This is a genomic window from Pseudomonas baetica (assembly GCF_019733355.1).
In the GTDB taxonomy this organism is placed as follows: domain Bacteria; phylum Pseudomonadota; class Gammaproteobacteria; order Pseudomonadales; family Pseudomonadaceae; genus Aquipseudomonas; species Aquipseudomonas baetica_A.
In genome coordinates this window covers 96,314-122,241 of sequence record NZ_JAIHLQ010000005.1, presented here as the reverse complement: position 1 = coordinate 122,241, position 25,928 = coordinate 96,314, and the positions used below count along the sequence as shown (strand labels likewise).

23 protein-coding genes are annotated in these 25,928 nt (G+C 60.5%); 8 read left to right on the top strand and 15 right to left on the bottom strand.

The genetic code is table 11. From position 1 onward, the window contains the following. The first annotated feature begins 92 nt into the window (after positions 1–92). Entirely contained in the window at positions 93–872 is a 780-nt protein-coding gene (locus K5E40_RS06525; protein ID WP_221730178.1) for a YdcF family protein, read from the top strand. Positions 873–963: 91 nt separating this feature from the next. Here the strand turns inward: K5E40_RS06525 and lnt are convergent, their stop codons facing one another. From lnt to miaB, 5 genes are all read right to left on the bottom strand, one after another. Continuing rightward, complete coding sequence (lnt, locus tag K5E40_RS06520; protein ID WP_221730177.1) at positions 964–2,487, bottom strand: apolipoprotein N-acyltransferase; 1,524 nt, start codon at positions 2,485–2,487, stop codon at positions 964–966. Between the two features lie 14 nt (positions 2,488–2,501). After that, positions 2,502–3,341, bottom strand: coding sequence for an HlyC/CorC family transporter (locus tag K5E40_RS06515; protein ID WP_007909641.1), 840 nt, complete (start codon positions 3,339–3,341; stop codon positions 2,502–2,504). 5 nt (positions 3,342–3,346) lie between these two features. Beyond that, positions 3,347–3,841 (bottom strand): rRNA maturation RNase YbeY, encoded by a 495-nt coding sequence (ybeY, locus tag K5E40_RS06510; RefSeq protein WP_122599797.1) that lies wholly within the window; start codon positions 3,839–3,841, stop codon positions 3,347–3,349. Beyond that, positions 3,834–4,832: a PhoH family protein gene (locus K5E40_RS06505; protein ID WP_221730176.1), complete on the bottom strand. Its 999-nt coding sequence runs from the start codon at positions 4,830–4,832 to the stop codon at positions 3,834–3,836. Before K5E40_RS06505 ends, ybeY begins: the two co-directional genes overlap by 8 nt. 217 nt (positions 4,833–5,049) lie before the next feature. After that, a complete protein-coding gene (gene miaB, locus K5E40_RS06500; protein WP_221730175.1) occupies positions 5,050–6,378 on the bottom strand; it encodes a tRNA (N6-isopentenyl adenosine(37)-C2)-methylthiotransferase MiaB in 1,329 nt (442 codons plus the stop codon). Positions 6,379–6,511: 133 nt separating this feature from the next. On the opposite strand from miaB, the gene K5E40_RS06495 reads away from it, so the two are divergent. Further along, entirely contained in the window at positions 6,512–6,841 is a 330-nt protein-coding gene (locus K5E40_RS06495) for a DUF1820 family protein (protein ID WP_003185742.1), read from the top strand. Between the two features lie 138 nt (positions 6,842–6,979). Here K5E40_RS06495 and K5E40_RS06490 read toward each other — a convergent pair whose 3' ends face one another. The 4 genes from K5E40_RS06490 to K5E40_RS06475 all read right to left on the bottom strand — a co-directional run bounded on the left by K5E40_RS06490 (position 6,980) and on the right by K5E40_RS06475 (position 10,499). Further along, positions 6,980–7,534: a tetratricopeptide repeat protein gene (locus K5E40_RS06490; RefSeq protein ID WP_042561233.1), complete on the bottom strand. Its 555-nt coding sequence runs from the start codon at positions 7,532–7,534 to the stop codon at positions 6,980–6,982. Positions 7,535–7,758: 224 nt separating this feature from the next. Beyond that, on the bottom strand, positions 7,759–9,042 hold the full coding sequence (gene hemL, locus K5E40_RS06485; protein ID WP_221730174.1) for a glutamate-1-semialdehyde 2,1-aminomutase: 1,284 nt from the start codon (positions 9,040–9,042) through the stop codon (positions 7,759–7,761). 17 nt (positions 9,043–9,059) lie between these two features. Continuing rightward, on the bottom strand, positions 9,060–9,683 hold the full coding sequence (thiE, locus tag K5E40_RS06480) for a thiamine phosphate synthase (protein ID WP_221730173.1): 624 nt from the start codon (positions 9,681–9,683) through the stop codon (positions 9,060–9,062). Positions 9,684–9,701: 18 nt separating this feature from the next. Then, positions 9,702–10,499, bottom strand: coding sequence for a hydroxymethylpyrimidine/phosphomethylpyrimidine kinase (locus K5E40_RS06475; RefSeq protein ID WP_221730172.1), 798 nt, complete (start codon positions 10,497–10,499; stop codon positions 9,702–9,704). A gap of 305 nt (positions 10,500–10,804) precedes the next feature. Here K5E40_RS06475 and K5E40_RS06470 point away from each other — a divergent pair, with 305 nt between their 5' ends. From K5E40_RS06470 to K5E40_RS06455, 4 genes are all read left to right on the top strand, one after another. After that, a complete protein-coding gene (locus K5E40_RS06470; RefSeq protein ID WP_221730171.1) occupies positions 10,805–13,159 on the top strand; it encodes a hybrid sensor histidine kinase/response regulator in 2,355 nt (784 codons plus the stop codon). Between the two features lie 98 nt (positions 13,160–13,257). Then, entirely contained in the window at positions 13,258–14,907 is a 1,650-nt protein-coding gene (locus tag K5E40_RS06465) for an acyl-CoA dehydrogenase family protein (RefSeq protein WP_221730170.1), read from the top strand. Positions 14,908–15,036: 129 nt separating this feature from the next. Then, complete coding sequence (amn, locus tag K5E40_RS06460; protein ID WP_221730169.1) at positions 15,037–16,500, top strand: AMP nucleosidase; 1,464 nt, start codon at positions 15,037–15,039, stop codon at positions 16,498–16,500. 141 nt (positions 16,501–16,641) lie between these two features. Next, a complete protein-coding gene (locus tag K5E40_RS06455; RefSeq protein WP_221730278.1) occupies positions 16,642–17,208 on the top strand; it encodes a pseudouridine synthase in 567 nt (188 codons plus the stop codon). Here the strand turns inward: K5E40_RS06455 and K5E40_RS06450 are convergent. Beyond that, positions 17,203–17,412 (bottom strand): DUF2788 domain-containing protein, encoded by a 210-nt coding sequence (locus tag K5E40_RS06450; RefSeq protein ID WP_221730168.1) that lies wholly within the window; start codon positions 17,410–17,412, stop codon positions 17,203–17,205. The genes K5E40_RS06455 and K5E40_RS06450 overlap by 6 nt on opposite strands. Positions 17,413–17,602: 190 nt before the next feature. Beyond that, positions 17,603–18,082 carry an Lrp/AsnC family transcriptional regulator gene (locus tag K5E40_RS06445; RefSeq protein WP_007909658.1) on the bottom strand — a complete coding sequence of 160 codons (480 nt, stop codon included), beginning with the start codon at positions 18,080–18,082 and terminating at the stop codon, positions 17,603–17,605. Between the two features lie 449 nt (positions 18,083–18,531). Here K5E40_RS06445 and K5E40_RS06440 point away from each other — a divergent pair, with 449 nt between their 5' ends. After that, entirely contained in the window at positions 18,532–19,569 is a 1,038-nt protein-coding gene (locus tag K5E40_RS06440; RefSeq protein WP_221730167.1) for a DUF6515 family protein, read from the top strand. Here the strand turns inward: K5E40_RS06440 and K5E40_RS06435 are convergent. Both K5E40_RS06435 and K5E40_RS06430 read right to left on the bottom strand, forming a co-directional pair. After that, a complete protein-coding gene (locus K5E40_RS06435; RefSeq protein WP_221730166.1) occupies positions 19,563–20,471 on the bottom strand; it encodes a cation diffusion facilitator family transporter in 909 nt (302 codons plus the stop codon). The genes K5E40_RS06440 and K5E40_RS06435 overlap by 7 nt on opposite strands. 14 nt (positions 20,472–20,485) lie before the next feature. Further along, complete coding sequence (locus K5E40_RS06430) at positions 20,486–20,920, bottom strand: polyribonucleotide nucleotidyltransferase (RefSeq protein ID WP_221730165.1); 435 nt, start codon at positions 20,918–20,920, stop codon at positions 20,486–20,488. Between the two features lie 109 nt (positions 20,921–21,029). Here K5E40_RS06430 and hrpB point away from each other — a divergent pair, with 109 nt between their 5' ends. Beyond that, a complete protein-coding gene (gene hrpB / locus K5E40_RS06425) occupies positions 21,030–23,549 on the top strand; it encodes an ATP-dependent helicase HrpB (protein WP_221730164.1) in 2,520 nt (839 codons plus the stop codon). Positions 23,550–23,645: 96 nt separating this feature from the next. On the opposite strand, the gene K5E40_RS06420 is transcribed toward hrpB, so the two are convergent. Both K5E40_RS06420 and K5E40_RS06415 read right to left on the bottom strand, forming a co-directional pair. Further along, entirely contained in the window at positions 23,646–24,542 is an 897-nt protein-coding gene (locus tag K5E40_RS06420; protein ID WP_221730163.1) for an EamA family transporter, read from the bottom strand. A 13-nt stretch (positions 24,543–24,555) separates the two neighbouring features. Then, positions 24,556–25,833 (bottom strand): MFS transporter, encoded by a 1,278-nt coding sequence (locus tag K5E40_RS06415; protein ID WP_221730277.1) that lies wholly within the window; start codon positions 25,831–25,833, stop codon positions 24,556–24,558. Between the last annotated feature and the right edge of the window lie 95 nt (positions 25,834–25,928).

The following is a 25,928-nucleotide window of genomic DNA, read 5'->3' as shown; positions in this document are numbered from 1 at the left end:
TCAAAAAACGGATCTTTTTCAACAGGATCCCACCTATCGGTTGTCACGCATTATTAACACTCTTACGCTTCGGGCATCTTTGGAGATGCCCGATGCCTTTTCGTTATTTCATCAAACAACTTCTATTGCCGCCCGGCATTTTATTACTGCTGTTGCTGGCCGCGTGGTGGTTGCGCCGCTCCCGTCCGCGTCTGGCCGGATTGTGTTTCGCCATCGGTTTTGGCGGGTTCTGGTTGATGAGCCTGCCGGTGGTCGTGCAGTGGGGCGCCAAGGCGCTTGAGCGTGAGCCGCCGCTGGCCAGAGACGAGTGGGCGACGCTGGCACAGCGGGCCGATGCGATTGTGGTGTTGGGTTCGGGCCGTGAGCGCGGCGATCTGGCCTGGGGCGAGGATCAGCCGACCGGCGTGGGGCTGGAACGTCAGCGCTATGCGGCGCGGCTGGCCAAGGCGTCGGGTTTACCGATCCTGACCAGTGGTGGCCTGCATTACGGTACGCCGCCGACCGAGGCGAAATTGATGGCGGATTCGTTGCGCGATGACTTCGGCGTGACTGTGCGTTGGCAGGAAGGTGAGAGCCGTACTACGTGGGAAAACGCTAAGTTCACCGCCGATATGCTGCTGCCGCAGGGGATCAAGCGTGTCGTCGTGGTGACACAGGCCTGGCATATGCCGCGTTCGGTATGGAGTTTTCAGCAGGCGGGATTTGACGTGGTGCCGGCGCCGGTGGGTTTCCTCGGCACGGACAACGCCCGGCCGCTGGGAGGCTGGATGCCGGAGTTCAAGTCGATCTGGCAGAGCGGCCAGTTGTTGAATGAGGCGGTGGGGCAGGTGGGGTATTCACTGTTTTACCGGAGTGAAGCAGTCGCCGATTGATTGAGTGTTGCTAATGGCCTCTTCGCGAGCAAGCCCGCTCCCACATTTGGAATGCATTTCAAATGTGGGAGCGGGCTTGCTCGCGAAGCTTTTAAAGGGTTTTTGACATCCGGCTGGCCATCAGAGCCCAGCCAAACAGCAGCAAGCAGACAATGATCAACGGCCACGAACGCCATCGCAGATACGGCGTCAGGTTGTGCATCGGTACCACCTCACCGTACAAAACGCCCTGCTCGAACTGCGGAATCTGTTCGGTGATCTGCCCGAACGGGTTAATCAATCCGGTCACGCCGTTGTTGGTGGCGCGAATCATCCAGCGTCCGGCTTCCAGTGCGCGCATTTGTGCCATCTGCAAGTGTTGCAGCGGGCCAATCGACTTTCCGAACCAGGTGTCGTTGCTGATTGTCAGCAGCAGATCACTGCGGGCGGACAGGCTGGCGGCGAACTCCGGATACACCACTTCGTAGCAAATGAACGGAGCGATCTGATAACCCTTGGCCTGCAACAGAGGTTGATCCGCGGGGCCCCGGGCGAAGTCGGACATCGGCAGGTCGAAGAAAGCGATCAGCCCGCGAAGAATGTCCTGCAACGGCACGTATTCGCCGAACGGCACCAGTTTCTGTTTCAGGTAAGTGCCATCGCCTTCGCCGACCACGGTGATGCCGTTGAAGAAGCGTTTTTCGTGACGAACCGTTTCACGAATCGGCACGCCAGTGATCAGCGCCGATTTACGCTCGGCGGCAAAAGTGCCCATCATGTTCAGGTAGCCCTCGGCGGACTCCTTGAGCACCGGCACGGCGGTTTCCGGCCAGATCAGCAGGTCCACCGGTTTGGAGCGGAAACTCAAGTCGCGGTACAGCGCCAATTGTGCGTTGAGCTGTGCCGGGTCCCATTTCATGCTTTGTTCGACGTTGCCCTGAATCGCCGCGACGCTCAGCGGCGCGCCGGACGGGCTGGTCCAGGCATGGCCCTTGAGCGCAATACCTGCCACCCACGGCCCAGCCAGCAACAGCAGGCCGGCGGCGAAAAAACCTTTGCGGCCGGATTTAATCAGGCGCGGGGCGTTGTAGATCAGTGCGGCGGTGAGTGCCAGAACGAATGACACCAGCCACATGCCACCCACCGGCGCGAGTCCGGCCAACGGGCCGTCGAGTTGGCTGTAACCGGAATACAGCCATGGGAAACCTGTAAGAAACCAGCCGCGAAACGCTTCCTGGCCGACCCATAACGCGGCGAACGCCAAGGCGTCGGCCAATGGCGCCTCATTCCGGCGAAGCCAGCGCGCCCAAAGCCAGGCGGGCAAAGCAAAGAACCAGGCAATGGCGGCGGTGAACAGCAGCATCAGGAAACCAGCCAACAACACCGAAGCACCGCCAAAGTGGTGGATGCTGTAGTAGATCCAACTGGTGCCGGCGCCGAACAGGCCGAAACCGAAGCACCAGCCACGGCCCACTGCCTGACGCGGGCTCAGCTCGCGCAGCCCGGCATAGAACAGGCCGACCGCCAGCAATGCCAGCGGCCAGATGTTGAACGGTGCCAGCGCTAAAGTGGTGATTGCACCGGCCGCCACGGCCAGCAGGTTACCGGGCCAGCCGGGGCGGGTTGTCCAGCGCATTTCAGTCCTTAGAATTAACGAGCGATTGGCGTGAGTCGCAGCAAGTGAATCCGACGGCTGTCGGCGTTCAGGATGCGGAAACGATAGGCGCCGATTTCAGTGATTTCGTTGCGTTTTGGCAAGTGCCCGAACGCGCTCATCACCAGACCGCCGACAGTGTCGAACTCATCGTCGGAGAACTCGCTGTCGAAGAACTCGTTGAAGTTCTCGATCGGCGTCAGGGCCTTGATCAGGAAATCGCCACTTGGCAGCGGCTTGATGTAGCTGTCTTCTTCGACGTCGTGCTCGTCTTCGATGTCGCCAACGATTTGTTCGAGCACGTCTTCGATGGTCACCAGACCCGCCACACCGCCGTACTCGTCGATGACGATGGCCATGTGGTTGTGGTTGGCGCGGAATTCACGCAGCAACACGTTCAGGCGCTTGGACTCCGGCACGAAGGTGGCCGGGCGCAGCAGATCCTTGATGTTGAAGCTGTCGCCGTTCTCCTTGAGGATCAACGGCAGCAAGTCCTTAGCCAGCAGCACGCCCATCACGTCGTCATGGCTTTCGCCGATGACCGGATAGCGCGAGTGGGCCGAGTCGACCACGGCGGGGAGGAATTCACGGGGTGTCTGGGTCGCCTTGATGCTGATCATCTGCGAACGCGGCACCATGATGTCGCGAACTTGCAGGTCAGCCACCTGAATGGCGCCTTCGACGATGGCCAGCGCTTCGCTGTCCAGCAGTTTGTTCTGATGTGCATCGCGCAGCAGCTCAAGCAGCTCCTGGCGGTTCTTCGGCTCGTGGGCAAAAGCCTGGGTCAGTTTACCCAGCCATGACTTCTGCCCGTTGCTCGATCGATCTTCGCTCATAGCGATTACTCTGAATCCTTTGTTGTAACGATAGGGGATGTTTCGGTTTCGTCGTCCGCGTACGGATCGGGGTAGCCCAGTTCAGCAAGCAACTCGCGTTCCAGTGCTTCCATTTCTTCGGCTTCCTCGTCATCTATATGGTCGTAACCGAGCAGATGCAAGCAGCCGTGAATGACCAGATGTGCCCAGTGGGCCTTTAGTTCCTTGCCTTGTTCGGCAGCTTCGCGCTCGACCACCGCCACGCAGATCACCAGATCGCCCAACAGCGGGATATCGAGAAACTCGTCGGGCACTTCGGCGGGGAACGACAGGACGTTGGTCGCGTAGTCCTTGTGGCGCCAGGTGTGATTGAGCTCGCGGCCTTCTTCCTCGTCGACCAGACGAATGGTCATTTCCGAGTCGGCAGTGCGCTGGCGCAGGGCCAATTCGCACCACAGGCGGAAATCGGCCTCACTCGGCGCGCTCGCTTCAGTCGCGATTTGCAGGTCTAGTTCAAGCATTTCGCGAGGTTTCCTTGGGTGCTTCGTCACGGTTTTCGAAGCGCTCGTAGGCTTCGACGATCCGCTGCACCAACGGGTGGCGCACGACGTCCTTGGGCTGGAAGTGCGTGAAACTGATGCCCGGCACGTCTTTCAACACCTCGATCACGTGATGCAGACCGGACTTGGTGCCTTTCGGCAAGTCGACCTGAGTGATGTCACCGGTAATGACTGCGGTTGAGCCGAAGCCGATACGGGTCAGGAACATCTTCATCTGTTCGACGGTGGTGTTCTGACTTTCGTCGAGGATGATGAAGCTGTTGTTCAGCGTACGACCGCGCATGTAGGCCAGCGGCGCAACTTCGATCACTTGACGTTCGATCAGCTTGGCCACGTATTCGAAACCGAGCATCTCGTAGAGTGCGTCGTAGAGCGGGCGCAGGTACGGGTCGATTTTCTGCGACAGGTCGCCGGGCAGGAAACCGAGTTTTTCACCCGCTTCGACCGCTGGACGCACCAGCAGGATGCGACGGATCTGCTCGCGTTCCAGAGCATCGACAGCGCAGGCCACGGCCAGATAGGTCTTGCCGGTACCGGCCGGGCCGATGCCGAAGTTGATGTCGTTGCCGAGGATTTCCTTCACATAGCGCAGTTGATTCAAGCCGCGTGGACGAATCATGCCTTTTTTGGTGCGCAGGGCGACGGAGGCTTCGGCGGGGGCGTGGTTGTCCAGCTCTACAACGGCCGATTCCTGGAGGAACAGGTGCACCATGTCTGGCGACAACTCGGTACCTTTGGTTTCCCGGTACAGGCGGCGCAGCAGGTTTTCCGCAGAAGTGGTGTGCTTGGGATCGCCGATCAGCTCGAACTGGTTTCCGCGGTTGCGGATCTCGATGGTCAGGCGCTGTTCGATCAAGCGCAGATGCTCGTCGAATTGCCCGCACAGATTGGCGAAGCGGCGAGCCTCAAAGGGCTCGAGGATAAAACGATGTGGTTCTATGGGTGCGTTCAAGGTCGTATTTAGCCGCCCTGGGGCAATTAAGATGAAATCAAGGATAACGCCAGTGGCGTGGGTGCGAAAGCTCTTAAATATCTCAGCTTCAATCACCATCCCTGTGGGAGCTGGCTTGCCAGCGATGAGGCCATCACGTCCAGCGAAGATGTCGCCAGTTACGCCGCTATCGCTGGCAAGCCAGCTCCCACAGGTTCTTCTGTGCTGCTGGTATCTGTTACTGGATCAGCGAGCCGCGCAGCGAGTGCGGTTGTGCCGCGTCGATGTGCACGTCGGCGAACTGACCGATCAACGTTGGATTGTCGCAGCGGAAGTTGACGATACGATTATTCTCGGTGCGCCCTTGCAACTCGCCCGGGTCTTTTTTCGAGTAATCGGTGACCAGAATGCGCTGAATCGAACCGACCATTTGTCGGCTGATTTCGAAACCTTGCTGATTCAAGCGGTGTTGCAGCGCGTTCAGGCGTTCCTTTTTCAACTCTTCCGGGGTGTCATCCGCCAGATCGGCAGCCGGGGTGCCCGGGCGCTGGCTGTAAACGAACGAGTAGGAAAAGTCGAAACCAACGTCGGCAATCAGCTTCATGGTCTGTTCGAAGTCTTTCTCGGTCTCGCCGGGGAAGCCAACGATGAAGTCCGAGCTGATGCAGATCCCCGGCACCGCCGCGCGCAGTTTGCGCAGCTTCGATTTGTACTCCAGCGCCGTGTGGTTGCGCTTCATCGCGGCCAGAATACGGTCCGAACCCGACTGCACGGGCAAGTGCAGGTGCTTCACCAGTTCCGGCACATCGGCGTGGGCCTGGATCAGGCTGTCGGAAAACTCCAGCGGGTGCGAGGTGGTGTAGCGAATGCGGTCAATGCCGTCGACGGCCGCGACTACGCGGATCAGTTCGGCGAGATCGGCCAGGCGCCCGTCGTGGGTGGTACCGTGATAGCCGTTGACGTTCTGCCCCAGCAGGGTCACCTCGCGCACGCCATTTTCGGCTAGGTGGATGATCTCGGCGATCACGTCATCGAACGGCCGGCTGACTTCTTCGCCGCGGGTATAAGGCACCACGCAGAAGGTGCAGTACTTGCTGCAGCCTTCCATCACCGACACATAAGCGCTCGGGCCATCGATGCGCGGCTCGGGCAAGTGGTCGAATTTTTCGATTTCCGGGAACGAGACGTCCACTTGCGGCAGCTTGGTGCTGCGCGCCGCGTCGATCATTTCCGGCAAGCGGTGCAGGGTCTGCGGGCCGAACACCACGTCAACGTAGGGTGCGCGATCACGGATCGCCGCGCCTTCCTGGCTGGCCACGCAACCGCCGACGGCAATCACCATGTCCGGGTTGGCCAGTTTCAATTCGCGCCAGCGACCGAGCTGCGAGTACACACGATCCTGGGCGCGCTCGCGGATCGAGCAGGTGTTGAGCAGAATCACGTCGGCGTCTTCCGCGCGAGCGGTGACTTCCAGGGCCTGATGTTCACCCAGCAGATCGACCATGCGCGAGCTGTCGTACTCGTTCATCTGGCAACCGTGGGTTTCGATGTAAAGCTTCTTGGCCATGGATTTTGGTCGTCACGTGATTCAAAGAACCGCGCATTATAGGGAACAAGCCCTCAGGTTCCTACCGCTGTGCGTCCGGTGGCTATGCTATAGTTCGCGCCCTCATTTTTATCCCCGATGTTATCCGCCCGCCATGACCAAACGCGAAGCTCCAATCTACAAGGTGATTTTCCTCAACCAGGGCCAGGTGTTCGAAATGTACGCCAAGCAGATCTATCAAAGTGATCTGTGGGGTTTCCTGGAAGTGGAAGAGTTCGTCTTTGGCGAGCGCACGCAAGTGGTCGTCGACCCGAGCGAAGAAAAGCTCAAGGCGCAGTTTGAAGGCGTTGTGCGCAGTTTTGTGCCGATGCATTCGATCGTGCGCATCGACGAAGTGGAACGCCTCGGCACCCCGAAAATCAGCGAAGCCCGCGGCGCGGTCGGCAATGTGATGCCGTTTCCGATGCCGATGCCTGAGAAGTAAGGCTCAAGACCGAGTCGCCTCATTCGCAAGCAAGTCGAATCGTCGCACCGTCGCTCCCACAATTGATCTTCAGTGTTCAGAAGATCCCATGTGGGAGCGGGCTTGCTCGCGAAGAGGCCAGAAAAATCCGTACAGAATTCAGGGAAGGGGCGAAAAAGGCGTACGCCCATCGGCGCTTTGCAGTTCCATCAGGTATTTACGGAAAATTTGCCCGAGCACCTGAGTGGCGGTTTCGAGATCTTCGCGGGACATTTTTTCGGAGACTTCGTCGGCTGTGTCGAGCGCCTCTTCGGCGCCGTTGACCGCGGCCATCTTCAGCACGATGTACGCCTGAATGTTGTTGGCCTGCACGCCTTCACCGTGGAAGAACATCGTGCCGAGCTTGAACTGCGCCTGAGCGTGGCCTTGCAACGAGGCCTTTTCGAAATAGCTCAGGGCTTGGTTGAGGTCGCGCGGCGCATTCTTGCCGTCGTAGTAGAACTCACCCAACTCGTATTGCGCTTGCGCATCCCCTTCATCCGCCGCTTTCTGGCAGGCAGCCAATGCCTGCGTGACGTCTTGCGGCTGAGTATTGAGGGTGCAACGACCCATCGCCGGGATCAACAACGAGTTGCCGCCTGCTTGTGCATGCGCGAGCAGGGGCTGAAGGAGCAACAGGCAGCCCAAGGCAAGGGTGCGGCCGGTGCGGTTCATGGGAATCGACTTACCTCTGAAGGGCACGCGGACCCATCGAGGGATCCAATAAGCGCGCATTATGAAATAAGCAGGGCCAACCTTACAAAGTCTTTACTCGTTTTTCTGCTGCGCGGGGAATATATCGCCCACTTTCAGGAAGATTTTTGGCACAGGCGCGGAAAAAGCGTGGGGATGTAGGTGAAAGCTGACGCTGGCAATGGCCAACGTCAGCGGTGTGGCAATTACTTCAACGCAGCGAAGGCGCGTTCGGCAGCGTCCAGCGTCAGTTTCAACTCGGCTTCGCCATGGGCGATCGACGTGAAGCCTGCTTCGAATGCGCTCGGCGCCAGATACACGCCGCCTTCCAGCATCAGGTGGAAGAAGCGACCGAACAACGCGGCATCGCTGGCCATTACGTCCTCAAACGTCACGATGGCGTCGGCGCCGCTGAAGTACAGGCCGAACATGCCTCCCGCCTGGGTGGTCACGAATGGAATGCCAGCGGCATCGGCGCGTTGTTGCAGGCCATCGAGCAGGCGTGTGGTGTAGTCGGTCAACTCGGCGTGGAAACCCGGACGGCTGATCAGGCGCAGCGTGGTCAAACCGGCCGCCATCGCCAGCGGGTTACCCGACAGCGTACCGGCCTGATACACCGGGCCCAGTGGCGCGATGCGCTCCATGATTTCACGTTTGCCACCGAAGCAGCCGACCGGCATGCCGCCGCCAATGATCTTGCCGAACGTGGTCAGGTCGGGATTGACGCCGTAGTACGCCTGAGCACCGCCGAGGGCGACGCGGAAACCGGTCATCACTTCGTCGAAAATCAACACCACGCCATGTTTGTCGCACAGCGAGCGCAGGCCTTCGAGGAACCCCGGTGCTGGCGGCACGCAGTTCATGTTGCCGGCCACGGGCTCGACGATGATGCAGGCCACTTCCTGGCCGACTTCAGCGAGCATCTTTTCAACGGCGTCGATGTCGTTGAAGGGCAGGGTCAAGGTGTGTTTGGCGAACGCCGCCGGTACACCGGCCGAGCTCGGCACGCCTTGGGTCAGTGCACCGGAACCGGCCTTGACCAGTAGGCTGTCGGAATGGCCGTGGTAGCAGCCTTCGAACTTGATGATGCTGTCACGGCCAGTGTAACCACGGGCCAGACGGATGGCGCTCATGGTTGCTTCGGTGCCGGAACTGACCATGCGCACCATGTCCATCGACGGCACCAGCGAGCAGACCAGGTCGGCCATCTCGGTTTCCATCGCGGTTGGCGCACCGTAGGACAGGCCGTGTTGCAGTTGATTGCGCACGGCGTCCAGCACATCCGGATGGCTGTGGCCAAGGATCATCGGGCCCCACGAACCGACGTAATCGACATAGCGCTTGTCGTCTTCGTCGGTAACGTAGGCCCCTTCGGCGTGCTTGAAGAACAACGGTGTGCCGCCAACGCTCTTGAACGCACGAACTGGCGAGTTCACTCCACCGGGAATGTGTTTCTGGGCGTTGGCAAACAGGGTTTCGGAACGAGACATGATCGGGCTCTCAATCTTCAGGATTTGAACAATTCATTGAACGCGCGGGCGCGGCGGGTCACTTCGGCGGTGCTTTCAGCGCCGAACAGGCCGTGGACGACGGCCAGCAGGTCCACACCATGGGCCACCAGAGGCGCGGCGTTGTCGAGGGTGATGCCGCCGATCGCGCAGATCGGCAAATGCAGTTTGCGGCGAGCCTCATCGAGCAGATCGAGGCTGCAAGTCGGTGCGCCGGGTTTGGTGTTGGAGTTGAAGAAGCGGCCGAAGGCGACGTAGCTCGCACCTTCCTTGGCGGCTTGTTCGGCCAGTTCGATCTGCGCGTGGCAGGTCGAACCGATGATTGCTTTCGAACCGAGCAGGGCGCGGGTCGGCGACAGCGGGCCGTCGGTCTGGCCCAGGTGCACGCCAACGTTGAGGCGCGCAGCCAGTTCGGCGTCATCGTTGATGATCAACTGCGTTTTGTAGCGTTCACACAGATCGCGCAGCGCTTCGGCCTCGCGCAGACGGCGGGCCTCGTCGCTGCTTTTGTCGCGGTATTGCAGCAGGGTGACGCCGCCTTCGAGCGCCGCCTCCACGTAGGACAGAAACTTCCCGGCCAGCAATTGGCTGTCGGTAATGGCATACAGGCCACGTAGTTTCATCAGGCAGACCTCACGACGTTACGAGCAGAAATCCAGCGGCAGCCGACGCGGGACGAACTGGCCTTTGCCCAGTTGTTCGGCGTCGCGCAGGGTGCGCCAGGTGTAATCCAGTGCACTGCGCACAGCGCTGGCGAGGTTTTCGCCCTGAGCCAGGCGACCGGCCAGAGCGCTGGCGAGGGTGCAACCGGAGCCGTGATAGCTGCCCGGCAGACGCTGGCAATAAAAGGTTTCACGCAGGCCGTCGCGGCTGTACAGGCGATTGTGGATTTCAGTTTCGTCGCCGTGGCCGCCGGTGATCAGCAGGTTTTTGACGAACGGCAAGAGTTTTTCAGCGCACTCGTCGGCAGTGCCTTCGGGCAGTTCAGCGAGGATTCGGGCTTCGGGAAGGTTGGGGGTCGCAATGATCGACAGCGGCAGCAAACGCTCGCGCATCGCATAGCCGACCTCATCCTTGCCCAGACGTCCGCCGCCGCCGGCGCGCAGCACCGGGTCGCAGACCACAGGCAAGTGCGGATGCGCTGAAAGCAGTTCGACAACGGTGTCGACCATATCCAGCGAACCGAGCATGCCCAGTTTGACCGCAGCGACGTCGGAGTCGTTGAGCACGGCATTGGCCTGGGCCAACACCCACTCGCGGTCGAGGACGCGGAAGTCAGTGACATTGACGGTGTCTTGCACGGTCAGGGCGGTGACGGCCGGAGCCGCATGGCAACCCTGCGCGAGCAGGGCTTCGATATCTGCCTGCAAGCCGGCGCCACCACTGGGGTCGTGGCCGGAGAGACAGAGGACAACGGGGCGTGAGCTGTAGATATTCATGGTGCGCGAGCTTACCACCAAACCTGATTTTCCGGTTCAGTGCCGTTGTGTCCTGTCGATAGCTCAGGCATAGAACCCCGACTGTATTGTCACAACTTGACCGGCTCAACAGCTCTAGCTCGCTGCTTTGCTCTGAAACGCCCGTTCTAGAGCCTTTGTAGGAAAAATTTCGATGGTGCTCAATGGCCATCAACGGCTATGCTAGGCTGGATCCAAACCAATAACAGGTAATACCGGTTTTACGTCTACTCAAAGGGAATGGGGGGGCTTCCTGACACAACCGGACGAGCCACGCTGGGGCTTCAATGCGCTATTTGCTGATGTTGCTGTTCTGCTTGCCCCTCATGGCGAGCGCCGTCGAATTCGACGAGTTTACCCAGAGCCTCCCTCTGGGCCGGTCACTGCAAGTGTTCGAAGATCCGGGCGGTCAGGCGAGCATTGCCGATGTCCGCGCGCAGGCTGCTGCCGGCCATTTCAAACCTAACGACAAAGCCACGCTCAATGCCGGGTACTCGCGTTCGGCGTTCTGGCTGAAAATCGACCTGCATTACCGTCCGAATAATCCGACCGCACAACGCACCTGGTTGCTGGAACTGGCTTATCCGCCACTCGACCATCTCGACCTGTATCTGCCCGATGCCAATGGCGACTACCGCCTGGTGCGTCAGACCGGCGATGCGCTGCCGTTTGCCAGCCGCGAGATTCGTCAGAACAATTATCTGTTCGACCTTGCCTTCAAACCCGGCCAGCAACAAACCGTGTTCCTGCGCTTGGCCAGTGAAGGCTCGATCCAGGCGCCCGTGACATTGTGGTCGAGCACGGCGTACCTTGAAGACCAGCCAGTGCGCCTGTATGTGCTGGGCGTCATTTATGGTGTGTTGCTGGGGATGCTGGTCTACAACCTGTTCATCTACCTCAGCGTGCGCGACACCAGTTACCTCTATTACATCTTCTACATTGCCTCGTTCGGTCTTTATCAACTGTCGGTGAACGGCGCCGCAGTCGAGTATTTCTGGCCGAACAATCCGTGGTGGGCCAACGCTTCCACCCCCTTCTTTATCGGTTGCGCTGGCCTGTTCGGCAGCCAGTTCGCCCGCAGCTTCTTGCAGACCAAAAACCACAGTCGTTGGCTTGATCGCCTGCTGATCGCCCTGATCGCGTTCGGTGCATTGGTGGTCGGGTTGTCGCTGATGACCAGTTACGCCCTGGCCCTGCGGCTGGCGACGACCCTGGCGTTGACCTTTACCGTGGTGATTTTCGCGGCGGGGATTCTCGCCTGGTGGCGCGGCTTGCGCGTGGCGCGGTACTTCATCATTGCCTGGTCGGCGTTCCTGCTGGGCGGCGTCATCAATACGCTGATGGTGCTGGGCCTGCTGCCGAACGTCTTCCTGACCATGTACGCCAGCCAGATCGGCTCGGCCATCGAAGTGGCGCTGTTGTCACTGGCACTGGCGGATCGTATCAACGCCATGCGCGAGCAGCAGGCGCAAACGCTGTACGACGCCGGCCAGAAACTCGAAGTGCTGAACCAGCAACTGGCCCACAGCAACAAGCTCAAGGATGAATTCCTCGCGACCCTGACCCATGAACTGCGCACGCCGATGAACGGTGTGATCGGCTCGCTGGAACTGATGCAGACCGTCGACCTTGACCCGGAACTTGAGCAATACCAGCAGACCGCCGCCGGTTCTGCCCGGGACATGATGCGCATGGTCAACGGCATCCTTACCCTCACCGAATTGCAGGCCGGAAAGCTCAAGGCCACCCCCGGCAGTTTCAGCCTGCGCGGTGTGGTTGAAGCGCTGCGCGCGCAGTTCGACAGTAATGCGGCGAGCAAGTCGCTGGACTTCAAGGTCGACGTTCTGCCAACCCTGCCGGACCGCCTGCACGGTGACAGCGCGAAGCTCGCGCAGTGCCTGGAGTGCCTGCTGGACAACGCCATCAAGTTCACCCGCGTTGGCGGGCTGGCGCTGCGCGTGACCGGCAAACCGTTGAAGGACAATCGTCTGTCGCTGTCGTTTGCGGTGATCGACACCGGCATTGGCTTCACCGATCTGGGCGAGGCGACGCTGTATCAGCGCTTTTTCCAGCTCGACGGCTCGATGACACGCGAATATGGCGGACTGGGCGTAGGTCTGGCGATCTGTCGGCAATTGGTCGAGTTGCTCGGCGGCAAGCTCACCCACCGTTCTGAACCCGGAAGTGGCAGTCGCTTCCAGTTGGATGTCGAGTTCGAGTTGCCGGTGGTCGAGCCTGCCCTTGCCCCCACGCCTTTGCGCGATTGCATCCGCGCACCCCAGGACTGCACGGTGTTGTTGGTGGATGACAACAGCGTCAATCAACTGGTGATGCGCGGCATGTTGCTCAAACTCGGCTTTCGCGTGCGTGCGGCCGACAACGCTGCGGTGGCGCTGGACTGCTTGCAGCGTGAAACCTTCGAGGCGGTGCTGATCGATTGCCAACTGCCCACCCACGAAGGGGCGTCGCTGTGTTGCCAGATTCACGCCTTGCCGGGCTGCGCTCATCTGCCGGTATTCATGCTGGCGTTGAGCGCTGATCGAGAGCTTTGTGCCACGGACGCGCCGATCGATTACCTCAATAAACCGGTGAAATTCGAAGATCTGCAGTCGGCGCTGGAGCGACGGGTATTGTGCTGTTGACAGGGTAAAAGCGCCGCCAATTCGGCGGCTATGACACTTTGTTCGATGATGGGCCGGTGCTTAACTGGTTTCTCTGGCTGACCCCAAGGAGCCCCGTCATGAACCTGCATCAGTTCGCCGAAACCCACGAAGTCACCAATCAGCCACCGTCGCTGGACGGCACCAACCTCTACCGCATCGACCTGCCATTGCAGGAGTGGTCGCGGCGGTTCGGTGCTGGTTGGGCCGAGTCGCGGATCGATGCCTACGGTGAACTGGCCGGCGGCCCGTTGATGGAAGCCGGGTTCCTCGCCAATCAGAACAAACCGGTGTTCGCCAGCCATGACCGCTACGGTCATCGCATCGATCTGGTGGAATTCCATCCCGCCTATCACGAACTGATGCGTACCGCGATCGAACAGGGTCTGACCTCGTCGCCGTGGACTCATCCACAGGACGGCGCCCATGTCGCCCGCGCCTCGATGAGTTATCTGCACAGCCAGGCCGAGGCCGGCAGTGGTTGCCCGTTGACCATGACCTTCGCCAGTGTGCCGGCCCTGCGCTTGCAGCCCGATCTGGCCGAGCAATGGCTGCCGAAAATCCTCGCCACCGAATACGATCCGCGCAATGTCGGCATGGCGCACAAGGCCGGTGTCACTCTCGGCATGGCCATGACCGAAAAACAGGGCGGCACCGATGTGCGGGCCAACACCACCAAGGCCTATCCGGTCGGCGCCAGTGGCCCTGAGCAGGCGTATGAACTGGTCGGGCACAAGTGGTTCTGCTCGGCACCGATGTGCGATGCGTTTCTCACGCTGGCGCAGACCGACAAGGGCTTGAGCTGTTTCCTGCTGCCGCGCCATCGCCCGGACGACACGCGCAATCAGTTCTATATCCAGCGCCTGAAAAACAAACTCGGCAATCAGTCCAATGCCTCCAGCGAAGTGGAATTTCGCGGCGCGTTGGCGTGGATGGTCGGCGAAGAAGGGCGTGGTGTGCCGACCATCATCGAAATGGTGGCGATGACGCGCTTTGATTGCATGGTCGGCTCCAGCGCCTTGATGCGTCAGGCGCTGACCCAAGCCAGCCATCACTGCGCGCACCGTAAGGTCGGCGGCAAACTGCTCAGCGAGCAACCGTTGATGCTGAACGTGCTGGCCGATCTGGCCCTTGAAAGTGAAGCCGCGCTGGCCTTGAGCCTGCGCATGGGCCAGGCGTTGGATCATCTGGACGATCGTCACGAAGCGCAATTCGCCCGGCTGGTGACGGCGGTGGGCAAATACTGGATCTGCAAACGCGCCCCGGCAATGATCAACGAGGCGGCTGAATGCATGGGCGGCGCGGGGTATGTCGAAGACAGCATCCTGCCGCGCCTGTACCGCGAGGCACCGGTCAACTCGACGTGGGAAGGCTCGGGCAACGTGCAGTGCCTCGACGTGCTGCGCGCCTTGTCGAAAGAGCCGGGCGTGCTGGATGTGTTGTTCCATGAATTGGGTGACGGCCATGGCGACAAACGCCTGGCCGCGCATATTCAGCAGTTGCAGGCGCAGTTCAAGGACACCGGGGATATTCAGTACCGGGCGCGGCAGTTGACCGAGGACATTGCGCTGGGGCTTCAGGCCAAGCTGTTGCTGGAGGCGGGGAATGCGGCGGTGAGCGATGCGTTTATTGCCAGTCGGTTGGGTGGCAATGGCAGGGTCTACGGCGCGCTACCGCGCGGCCTCGATGTCGAGGCCATCGTCGCCCGCTCGACCCCACAAGGTTTCTGAAACACTACAAATCCCACAGGGGATCTTCTTTGTTTGAAAGATTGAGGTACAGCCACAACGCCACTGTTCCCGTCACGCCACGATGCAGGCAAGATAAAGCTCTGCAAGTCAGAACACAGGAAGCTGATCGTGACCGAAGCGTTTATTGTTGTTCAAACCGCTGAACAAGCCGTGGATCGTCTGGCCGAGCTGCATGAGCGGGCCACTACTGCGCTGAATTCGGCGCTCAAGCGTTACCTCAAGGATCGCGTCGAGCCCGACGCCGAGCAGCGTGCTCTTTTTCGTTATCCCGAACTGCGTCTGACCTACCACTGCCATGGCGAAGTCCCGCAGACCACCCGCGCTTACGCCAAAGTACAGCTGCCGGGCACCTACAGCGTGACCGTCACCCACCCGGCAGCGTTTCGCAAATACCTGCTCGAACAACTGACGCCGTTGATGCACGATTTCACCGTGACCGTGGAAGTCGGCGCCAGTCAGCAAAATATTCCGTATCCATACGTGGTCGAGCAGGGCGATGAACTCGCCGGTTCCGGCGTGACGGCGGCAGTGCTGGCGCGGGTGTTCCCCAGTACCGACCTGTCGGCCGCCACCGATGGCATCGCCGACGGTCTCTACGATTGGGAAAACACCGACCCCCTGCCACTGGCATTGTTCGATGCGGCACGCGTCGACTTTTCGCTGCGTCGTTTGGTGCACTACACCGGCAGCGACTGGCGCCATGTGCAGCCGTGGATTCTGCTGACCAACTATCATCGCTACGTCGACCAGTTCATCGTCCATGGTCTGGAGCAGTTGCGCAGCGATCCGCGTTTCGTGCGCATGGTGCTGCCGGGCAACGTGATCATCGAGAAGAGCATGGATCACGGCGAAGCGTCGGCGATTGCCGCGGGTGTGGTCTGGCACCGTTATCAGATGCCGGCCTATCACCTGATCGCCAGTGATGGTCATGGTGTGACGCTGGTGAATATCGGCGTCGGTCCGTCCAATGCCAAGAACATCACTGACCACTTGGCCGTGTTGCGTCCGCATTGCTGGCTGATGATCGGTCACTGCGGCGGCCTGCGTCAGTCGCAAACCATTGGCGACTACGTGCTGGCTCACGCTTACATGCGTCGCGATGGGATTCTCGACCGGGTGGTGCCGCCGAACATTCCGATCCCGGCGCTGGCCGAAGTACAGCTCGCGCTTCAGCAGGCGGCAGCCAATATCACCGGTGAGAAAGGTGAAGAGCTGAAAAAGCGTCTGCGCACCGGCACCGTGCTGACTTACGACGACCGTAACTGGGAGTTGCGCTGGGCGCAGGAGCGTCCGCTGATCAACCTGTCCCGCGCCGTGGCGGTGGACATGGAAAGCGGCACCATCGCAGCGCAGGGTTATCGCCTGCGGGTGCCGTACGGCACGTTGTTGTGCGTGTCGGACAAACCGCTGCACAGCGAGATCAAACTGCCGGGCTCGGCCAACGCGTTCTACGAACGTGCGGTCAGCCAGCACTTGAAGATCGGCATCGAAGCGGTGGACCTGCTGCGCACCGAACTCAACTCGCTGCACTCGCGCAAACTGCGCAGCTTCGACGAACCGCCGTTCCGTTAACGGTTTGTCGTGGTCATTTGGCGGTCAGGGCACTAGCATTAGCAGCCCTGACCGTTAGATGTTCTTTTCGCCATGTCCCGTCCCCCGCGTCCACCTTCCCGCCGCCCTGGCGCGAAGCCTCAGTCTTCCTCCCCGCGCCGTATTGCCAAGGCGCCGCCGGCCGAGCCGAAGCTGATCCTGTTCAACAAACCCTTCGATGTGCTGACGCAGTTCAGCGATGAAGGAGGGCGGGCGACACTCAAGGATTTCATCGATGTGCCTGGCATCTATCCGGCCGGGCGCCTGGATCGTGACAGCGAAGGCTTGCTGCTGCTGACCAATGACGGGCAGTTGCAGGCGCGGATCGCCGACCCCAAGCACAAACTGGCCAAGACCTATTGGGTGCAAGTCGAGGGTGAGCCAAGTGCTGAGCAATTGCAGCGCCTGCGCGATGGGGTCGAACTGAATGACGGCCCGACCTTGCCCGCCGAAGCGCGGCAACTGGACGAACCTGCGTTGTGGCCACGCAACCCGCCCGTGCGCTTTCGCAAAAGCGTGCCCACGAGTTGGCTGGAGTTGGTGATTCGTGAAGGGCGCAACCGTCAGGTTCGGCGCATGACTGCGGCGGTAGGCTTGCCGACGTTGCGGCTGGTGCGGGTCAGGATTGGCGACTGGACGATCGAAGGGCTCGATCAAGGCCAGTGGAAGGAAGTGCCGGCGCGCTTATAGAGCGCCGGATTCGATCAGGCCGATCACCACGCTCTTGATGACGAATGCGGCCACGCCCAAGCCGAGCACGAAGAACAGAATGAATGAGCCGAAACGTCCGGCCTTGGACTTCTTCGCCAGATCCCAGACGATGAAACCCATGAAAATGATCAGGATGCTGACGAGGCCCGTCATCATCCATTCTTCGAGTAATGCTGGATCCATCGGTCATCTCCGGCGTGGGCACGGCTGAAAGGGCTTGGCGATTATACGCCGAGGGTGGCTGAAGCCGCATTGACCTGCGTCGGTGTGCCGCAGTCGTTGATGACCTGTACCGGCCTCTTCGCGAGCAAGCCCGCTCTCACAGGGGAATGCATTCCAAAATGTGGGAGCGGGCCTGCTTGCGAAGGCGATCTCAACTACGCAAATGAGTCAGCGGCAGCTCAGTGCTGTTCAAAACCTGATTCAGCACAAAGCTGGAGCGCACACTGGTCACCCCTTCAATCCGTGTCAGGTGCCCCAGCAGCAGTTTCTGATAGTGATCCATGTCCGGCACCACCACCTTTAACTGATAGTCGGCATCCACGCCCGTCACCAGACTGCACTCCAGCACCTGCGGCAATGTGCGAATCGCCGCTTCGAAGTTCTCGAAACGCTCCGGCGTGTGCCGGTCCATGCCGATCAGTACATACGCGGTCAGACTCAGGCCGAGCATCTTGCGATCCAGCAGTGCGACCTGACGTGAGATATAGCCGTCGTCTTCCAGTTGCTTGACCCGGCGCGAGCAGGGCGACGGTGACAAACCGATACGTTCGGCCAGTTCCTGGTTGGAGATGCGGGCGTCGCGCTGCAATTCCGCCAAAATGCTCAGGTCGTAACGGTCGAGTTTGCTCATGAATCAGGCCTTTGTCATAACTATTGCGGTGGATTATCTATCCAGGGTTAAAAATTGCGCAAGTGATGTTTATTTCAGCAATCTTCGCAATCCTCTGTCGCCGACTCAGGCCTATTCTTATCACCAGAATCACTGCTCGGTAACACAGTCCACAGCGGCCCGCCTATCAGGCCCGCCGCGGCCGCCACCCCCCACCGGGGTTGTGCCGGCCCCCGAGCTGCACACTGTCCAGAAGACGGCGTGAGGTGAGCCGACGTCAAAAGCGTCGAGCCAGGACGAAGTTCTCTAGAAGGGAGGCCGACGGGTCTCCCTTTTTTCTTGCCTGCGATTTTTGCCTTCGCTCACGCGCTACTCAATAAATAAGTTTCGTGACTGATAACCTGTTGCAGAACCCGGTGTGTACATTCCCGGTCTTAGTTACACGTCCTGAACCCGCAGTGAGGAATAGCATGAAGTCGCGCATCTGGCGTCTGGCCGGTGTTGGTTTGCTGTGTGTGAGTGTCAGTGCGCAAGTGCTGGCCGATGACCCGGAAAGCCGCGGCCCCAATGGTGGTGGTCGCGGGCCGGATCATCAGGGCAATAATCAGGGGCATGGCGGCAACAATCAGCCGCGTCCGCAAAACCAGCCGCCGCAAAATCAACCACGGCCGCAGAACAACGAGATCATTCGTGGCGACAACAGTCGCCAGTTCGAACACAACGGCCAGCCGCACGACGATGGTCAGTGGCAGAAACACAATGGTGCGCAAAATCAGCCGAATCCGGTTCATCAGCCGTCGCCACCGCCAGGCAACAGCCTGCCGATCCAGCCACGTCCCGACACCGTGCGCCAGACTCAGGAGCCGCGTCAGGGCTACTACCGCGACGAGCGTCCGCAAAACGGCTACAACAACCCGCATTGGCAGACCGGCAACCGCCCCAACGACAATCGCTGGCCCGGACGTCCCGATGGGCATGGCAACGGTTGGGGGTCAGGCCCGCAGTACCGGCCGGGGCATGTGATTGACCGCTTCCCGGATCGCGACTATCGCGTGCCGTATCGAGGCCAGGATTACTTTTATTCCGGCGGCTACTGGTATCGCCCGCAGGGCCCACGTTACATCGTCGTGCAACCGCCGCGCGGGATCCGCATCCAGTATTTGCCGGATTACGCCCGTGAAGTATGGATCGGTGGCGCGCTGCTGTTCCTCGCCGCCGGTTCTTACTACGCCTATCAGGAAGCGACGCAGGATTACGTGGTGGTCGAGCCGCCGGTTCAGCCGCCGCAGCCACAATCGCAAGGTTATGACGTCGAGGCGTATCCGGCTAACGGTCAGTCGCCGGAACAGGTCCAGCAGGATGGCTATCAGTGCTATCAGTACGCGGTGCAGCAAAGCGGTTTCGATCCGCGCACCGCGACTTATCAACCGGCGCCCGAGGTGGTGCAGGCTTACCGTCAGGCGCAGGGCAACTGCCTGAGCAGTCGCGGTTACCAGGTGTCTTACTGAATCCGGGTTTGCACCCGTTCAGTCTTGACCACTTCCTGCGGGTCGGCGTGCACCAGCACTTCGGCCCTTGGGTAGGCTTTGTGAATCGCATCCGCCGCTTGATCGCTGATGCTGTGAGCGACTGACAGGGTCAATTCCCCCGGCAATTCCAGGTGCAACTGCACGAACCAGTGGTGGCCGGAAATCCGCGTGCGCAAGTCATGCGCGCCCAACACCCCCGGCACGCTGCAGGCCAGGTCGAGCATGTGCTGGCTGACATCTGTCGGCAGTTCTTCGTCCATCAACACCGAAAAACTTTCCCGTCCGATCTGGATCGCGCTCCACAAGATGTAAGCCGCAATCCCGAGGCCAAACCACGCGTCGAGTTGAGAAAATCCCAAACCGGCCAGCACCAGCGCAAGCAGGATGCTGCCGTTGAGCAATAGATCTGAGCGGTAATGCAACGAGTCGGCGCGCACGGCGTTGGAGCCGGTCTGCTTGATCACCCGATGCTGCAAAATCAGCAAGGCGACCGTCAGCACCAGGGAGAAAATGATCACGCCAATGCTGATCCACGGCGCCCCAAGCGGTTCCGGCTGCTTGATGCGTTCATAGGCTTGGAAGGCAATCAATACCGCACTGCCACCGATGAACAATGCCTGCGCCATGCCGGCCAGTGATTCGGCCTTGCCGTGGCCGTAACGGTGGTCGTCATCCGCCGGGCGTAATGCGTAATGCACCGCCAGCAAATTAATTGACGAAGCAATGCCATCGAGTGCCGAGTCGGTGAGGCCAGCGAGCATGCTCACCGAGCCGCTCAGCCACCAGGCGATGGCTTTGGCGATGATCAGCGTACAAGCCACCGCCACCGAGGCGCGGGTCGCCAGCCGCAGCAGGCGGGCGTGTTCGGGGCTGGATGTCATGGTGCAGTTATTCCTTATGCGGCAGGTTGCAGGCCAAACATCGCCAGTTGTTGCGTGCTGCCTCTGTGCTGGATCAGGCGTGGGTCATCCAGAGCCTTGTTTATTTCTACGGCAGCCCGACCCAACTCGTTTTGGAGAATAGCCTGCAACTTGTGGTTATCGACCTGACCGTCCGGGCCGATGGCTTGCTTGAGCTTGGCCGGGTCGATCTGCGCGGTGTGGCCCGGTTCGAAATAGATCGCCCCGGTGGCGAAGTCGACGGCAAACGCGATCAGCCCGGGAATGACGTAGAACAGCAGGCCCACGGCGTCGAGCACAGCAATCGCCGGATCGATCTTGCCGTCGATCTGGCCGCGACGATCCGGGTAGAAAATCGAACCGCACGCGGTGATTTGAGTGAGCAGGGTGGCGACCAGTACACCGCCGATCAGGCGAAAAGGTAAACGCATGGGATATCTCCTGAGTCATTTGTAAACGAAGCGTCGTCGAGTGAAGTTAAGACCCTGACAAACGCCCGGCAGTTCGCCGTTATACTCGCGCCTCTGTTTGGGAGCCAGCATGATTTCTTTGCCGATCGACGAAGTTTTACCCGCATTGCGTGACGCGTTGGCGACACGCCACGAAGCGGTGCTCGAAGCGCCGCCCGGCGCCGGTAAAACCACCCGCGTGCCGTTGGCCTTGCTCAACGAAGCGTGGCTGAGCGGGCAAACCATTCTGATGCTTGAGCCGCGCCGCTTGGCCGCGCGCGCCGCTGCTGAGCGATTGGCCAGCGAACTGGGCGAGAAGGTCGGTGAAACCGTCGGTTATCGCATTCGCCTCGACAGCAAGGTCGGCCCCAACACCCGCATTGAAGTGGTCACTGAAGGCATTCTCACTCGCCGCTTGCAGGACGACCCTGCGCTGGAAGGCGTGGGTCTGCTGATTTTCGATGAATTTCACGAGCGCAGCCTCGACGCCGATCTGGCGCTGGCCCTGAGTTTGAACGGTCGTGAGCTGTTTCGAGCTGAACAGCCGCTGAAAATTCTGCTGATGTCGGCCACGCTGGAAGGCGAGCGTCTGGCCGGGTTGCTCGACGACGCACCGATCCTGCGCAGTGAAGGGCGCATGTATCCAGTGACGATGCGCTGGGGGCGGCCGTTTCAGCCCGGCGAATACATCGATCAGCGCGTGACGCAGACCGTGCTCGAAGCCCTTAACGATGAAACCGGCAGCTTGTTGGTGTTCCTCCCGGGGCAGGCGGAAATTCGCCGTGTGCATCAGCAATTGAGCGATGCCATTGGCGAGCGCCAAGACGTCTTGCTCTGCCCGCTGCACGGCGAACTTGACCTCAATGCCCAACGCGCCGCCATTGATCCGGCGCCGGCCGGGCAGCGCAAAGTGGTGCTGGCGACCAACATCGCCGAGACCAGTCTGACCATCAACGGCGTGCGTGTGGTGATCGACGCCGGGTTGGCGCGGGTGCCGCGTTTCGATCCGGGCAGCGGCATGACGCGGCTCGACACTCTGCGCATCTCCAAGGCCAGCGCCACGCAGCGTGCGGGTCGGGCGGGACGCTTGGAGTCGGGTGTTTGTTATCGGTTGTGGTCGCAGGATCAGCACGAACAACTGGCGGCATACGGCAGCGCGGAAATTCTCTCAGCGGATCTGGCCAGCCTGGCGCTGCAACTCGGGCGCTGGGGCGTTACGCCGGGCGAACTGGTCTGGCTCGACGTGCCACCGGCGGCGGCTTATGCACAGGCGCAGGATCTGCTGCAGCGACTCGGGGCTTTGGAAGGGGAGGCTCTGACTTCGCACGGTCAGGCCATGGCCGAGTTGCCGGCGCATCCGCGTATCGGCCATTTGTTGCTGCGCGGTCAAGCGTTGGGCTTGGCAAACATGGCCTGCGATGTCGCCGCGTTGCTTGGCGAGCGCGATATCTTGCGCGGTGCCGGGGCGGATCTGCACAGCCGCTTGGTGCTGCTGTCCGGCGAAGAACGTGCGGCTCGTGGCGCTCAGGGCGGTGTGCAACGCGCCCGGCAACTGGCGCGGCAGTATCGCGGTTATTTGCGCGGCAAGGCGAGCGAGCCGGTCAGCGACCCTGATCACCCACGCTGGCTTGGCGCACTGCTGGCCTTGGCCTACCCGGATCGCGTCGCCCAACAACGACGTGCCGGTGGCGCCGAATACCGCTTGGCCAACGGTCGCGCCGCGCTGTTCGCCGAAGCGGACAGCCTGATGAAAGAGCCGTGGATTGTCATTGCCGACCTCGGCAGCCGTCAGGGCCAGCGCGAGGAACGGATTTATCTGGCAGCGGATTTCGATCCGGCGCTGTTCGACTCAGTGCTCGCCGAGCAAGTGCGCAACGTCGATCAACTCGACTGGGACGAGCGCGAAGGCGTGCTGCGCGCCGAGCGTCAGCGCAAGGTCGGCGAGTTGATCCTCAACCGCGAACCGCTAACCGGTCTCGATGAAGCCGCCCGCAGTCAGGCGCTGGTCAATCTGGTGCGACGCAAGGGGCTGGAACTGCTGCCGTGGACACCGGAGCTGCGCCAGTGGCAGGCTCGTGTTGCGTTGTTACGGCAACTTGATCTGAACACTCAGGACGAAAGCCAATGGCCGGATGTCAGCGACGCGACGCTGTTGAAAACTCTTGAAGACTGGCTGATGCCGTATCTGGGCAAGGTCTCGCGGCTCAGTCATTTTGCCAACCTCGATCTGTCCAACATCGTCCGCAATCTACTGCCATGGCCGCTGCCGCAACGACTCGATGAGCAGGCGCCGCATCACATCAGCGTGCCGTCAGGGTCATCGATTCGTCTGGATTACAGCGAACATCCGCCAATTCTGGCGGTGCGTTTGCAGGAGCTGTTCGGCTTGGCCGAGACGCCAAGGATTGCCGGCGGGCGGCAGGTGGTCAAGCTGCACCTGTTATCGCCCGCGCGGCGACCGGTGCAGGTGACGCAGGATCTGGCCAACTTCTGGCGCAGCACGTATGCCGAGGTCAAGAAGGACTTGAAAGGTCGGTATCCCAAGCATTATTGGCCAGATGATCCGTTGGTGGCTGAAGCCACGGCACGGGCGAAGCCGCGGGGGACCTGATCCGCGGCTGTGCCAATGCAAGGCGCCGAATCAGGGGCTAAAAGCGGCCCTTGACGAATTCACGTCTCCCCGGCCCCATACTCACTCCCTGGCGATTCATATTGAAGTGCGCGCAGGGCGCGCAAGCATCGCATTGAAAATACGCTGCCCATAGAGGCCAACGGCCAGGCCGACCACGATCAGCATCACCGTCAGCACCTTGCTCGCTGGCACGCTCTCGTGGAAGATCAGCACCGAACCGAGCATGCCGAAAATCGGCACCAGCAACGACAGTGGCGCGACGGTCGAAACCGGGTAGGTCTTGAGCAGCGAGTTCCAGATCCAGTAGGCGAACAGTGTGTTCGGGTAGACCTGAAACAGGATCGACAGCACGGCGGTCGTATCGACCTGATTGACGAACGAGGTGAAGCCGGCGCTGCCGTTCACCGTGTAATCGAGAGCGAACAACGGGATCGGTGCAAAGGCGCTGGACCAGACCAGAAACCCGAAGACTTCCTGGGTGCTGGCCTTCTTGTTGATGATGTTGGCGACACTCCATGACACCGCGCCCACCAGCACCAGCAGCACGCCGGGCAGACTGACCGAGCCATCGCTGATCATGATGATGCACAACAATCCGCCAAGTGCGATCAGCATGCCCAGTACCTGAAATCGGGTCAGCGCTTCCTTGAACACCCAGCCGCCCAACAGAATCGTGAAAAACGCGCTCAATTGCAGCACCAGCGAAGCGATGCCCGCCGAAAGCCCGGCCTTGATACCCAGGTTGACGATGCCCCACAAGCCGATGCCGAACACCAGTCCGTAACCGATGATGTAGCGCCATGGCACATTCGGTTTGCGGATGAAAAAGATCGCCGGTAATGCACAAAGGCTGAAGCGGATACCCGCCAGAATAAAAGGATCTACGGTCGCCAATCCCAGCTTGATGACCGAGAAGTTGACCCCCCAGATTGCGGTGATCAGTACAGCCAATACGACATGCAGTGGTTTCATTACAGGTACGCCTTCAGGTAGTCAGACAATTACGGGAGGTCAGCTCCAGAGATAACCAGTACAACAGCGCTATCCCACTGAAGGCCGCGCCCAGCAGGCAAACCGCGCCCCAGCCAAAATGGGCGTAAGTGTAGGTGGCCGTAATAGCGCCGATGCCGCTGCCCACGGAGTAGAAGCACATGTAGGCACCCACCAGTCGGCTTTGCGCGTCGGGCCGCGCGGCGAAGATCAGGCTTTGGTTGGTCACATGCACCGCTTGCACGGCAAAGTCGAGCAGTACCACACCTACGACCATCGCCAGCAATGAGCTTTCAACAAGCGCGGTGGGCAGCCAGGACAGGGTCAATAGCACCAGCGCAATCCCTGTCGTGCGATTGCCCAGGCCCTGATCGGCCAGTCGCCCGGCCCTTGCGGCGGCCAGCGCGCCCGCTACCCCGGCCAGACCGAACAAGCCTGTCTGGGTGTGCGACAGCGACAGTGGCGGTGCGCTTAGCGGCAATACCATGGCGGTCCACAGCACGCTGAATGCAGCGAATATCAGCAGGGCAAAGGTGCCCCTGACGCGTAGCGTCCGTTCGGTGAGATACAGCTGGAACACTGAGCGCAACAACTGCACGTAACTGTCTTTGGCCGGTGGCGTGGTCGATGTCGGCAGCGTGCGGTACAGCACCAGCGCCATGCCGATCATCAAGGCTGCCGAGACGAAGTAGACGCCCCGCCATCCGGCCAGATCGGCCACCGCGCCAGACACAAAGCGCGCCAGCAGAATGCCCAACACTACGCCACTGGTCACCGTGCCAATCGCTTCACCACGTTGCTCGGGGCTGGCGAGTGTCGCCACGTAGGCGACCACCACCTGCACGACCACTGCCATCAGGCCGACCAGCACCATTGCGCCGAGTAACATGCCCCAACTCTGCGCCAGCCCAACCGCAAACAACGACACGGCCGACAGCAGCATCTGCGTCAGAATCAGTCGTTTGCGATTGAGCAGGTCGCCCAGCGGAACGATGAACAACAGGCCGGCGGCATAACCGGCCTGAGTCGCCGTGACCACTACACCAATAGTGTCGGGCGACACTGACAGGCTGGCGCCCATCGACTCCAGCAGCGGTTGTGCGAAGTAGACATTGGCCACGGCCATGGCGCAGGTAATCGCGAAGAGAAACGTCTGTTGACGACTTAAACCACGGGCAGTTGTGCGTCCATCAGGGGCTGGAGCAGTAACGGCTTCGGCTGTCTTTTCGGCGTTGACGTCGCTTTTCGAGAGCTTTAGGGGGTTCAACGTCATCATTCCATCCTTGGGAATAACAGGTTTCAAAACAAAACCGATGCGTTGATTTTTATCGAAACGGGTTTTAATCTGCAACTGGTTTTTCATGCAAT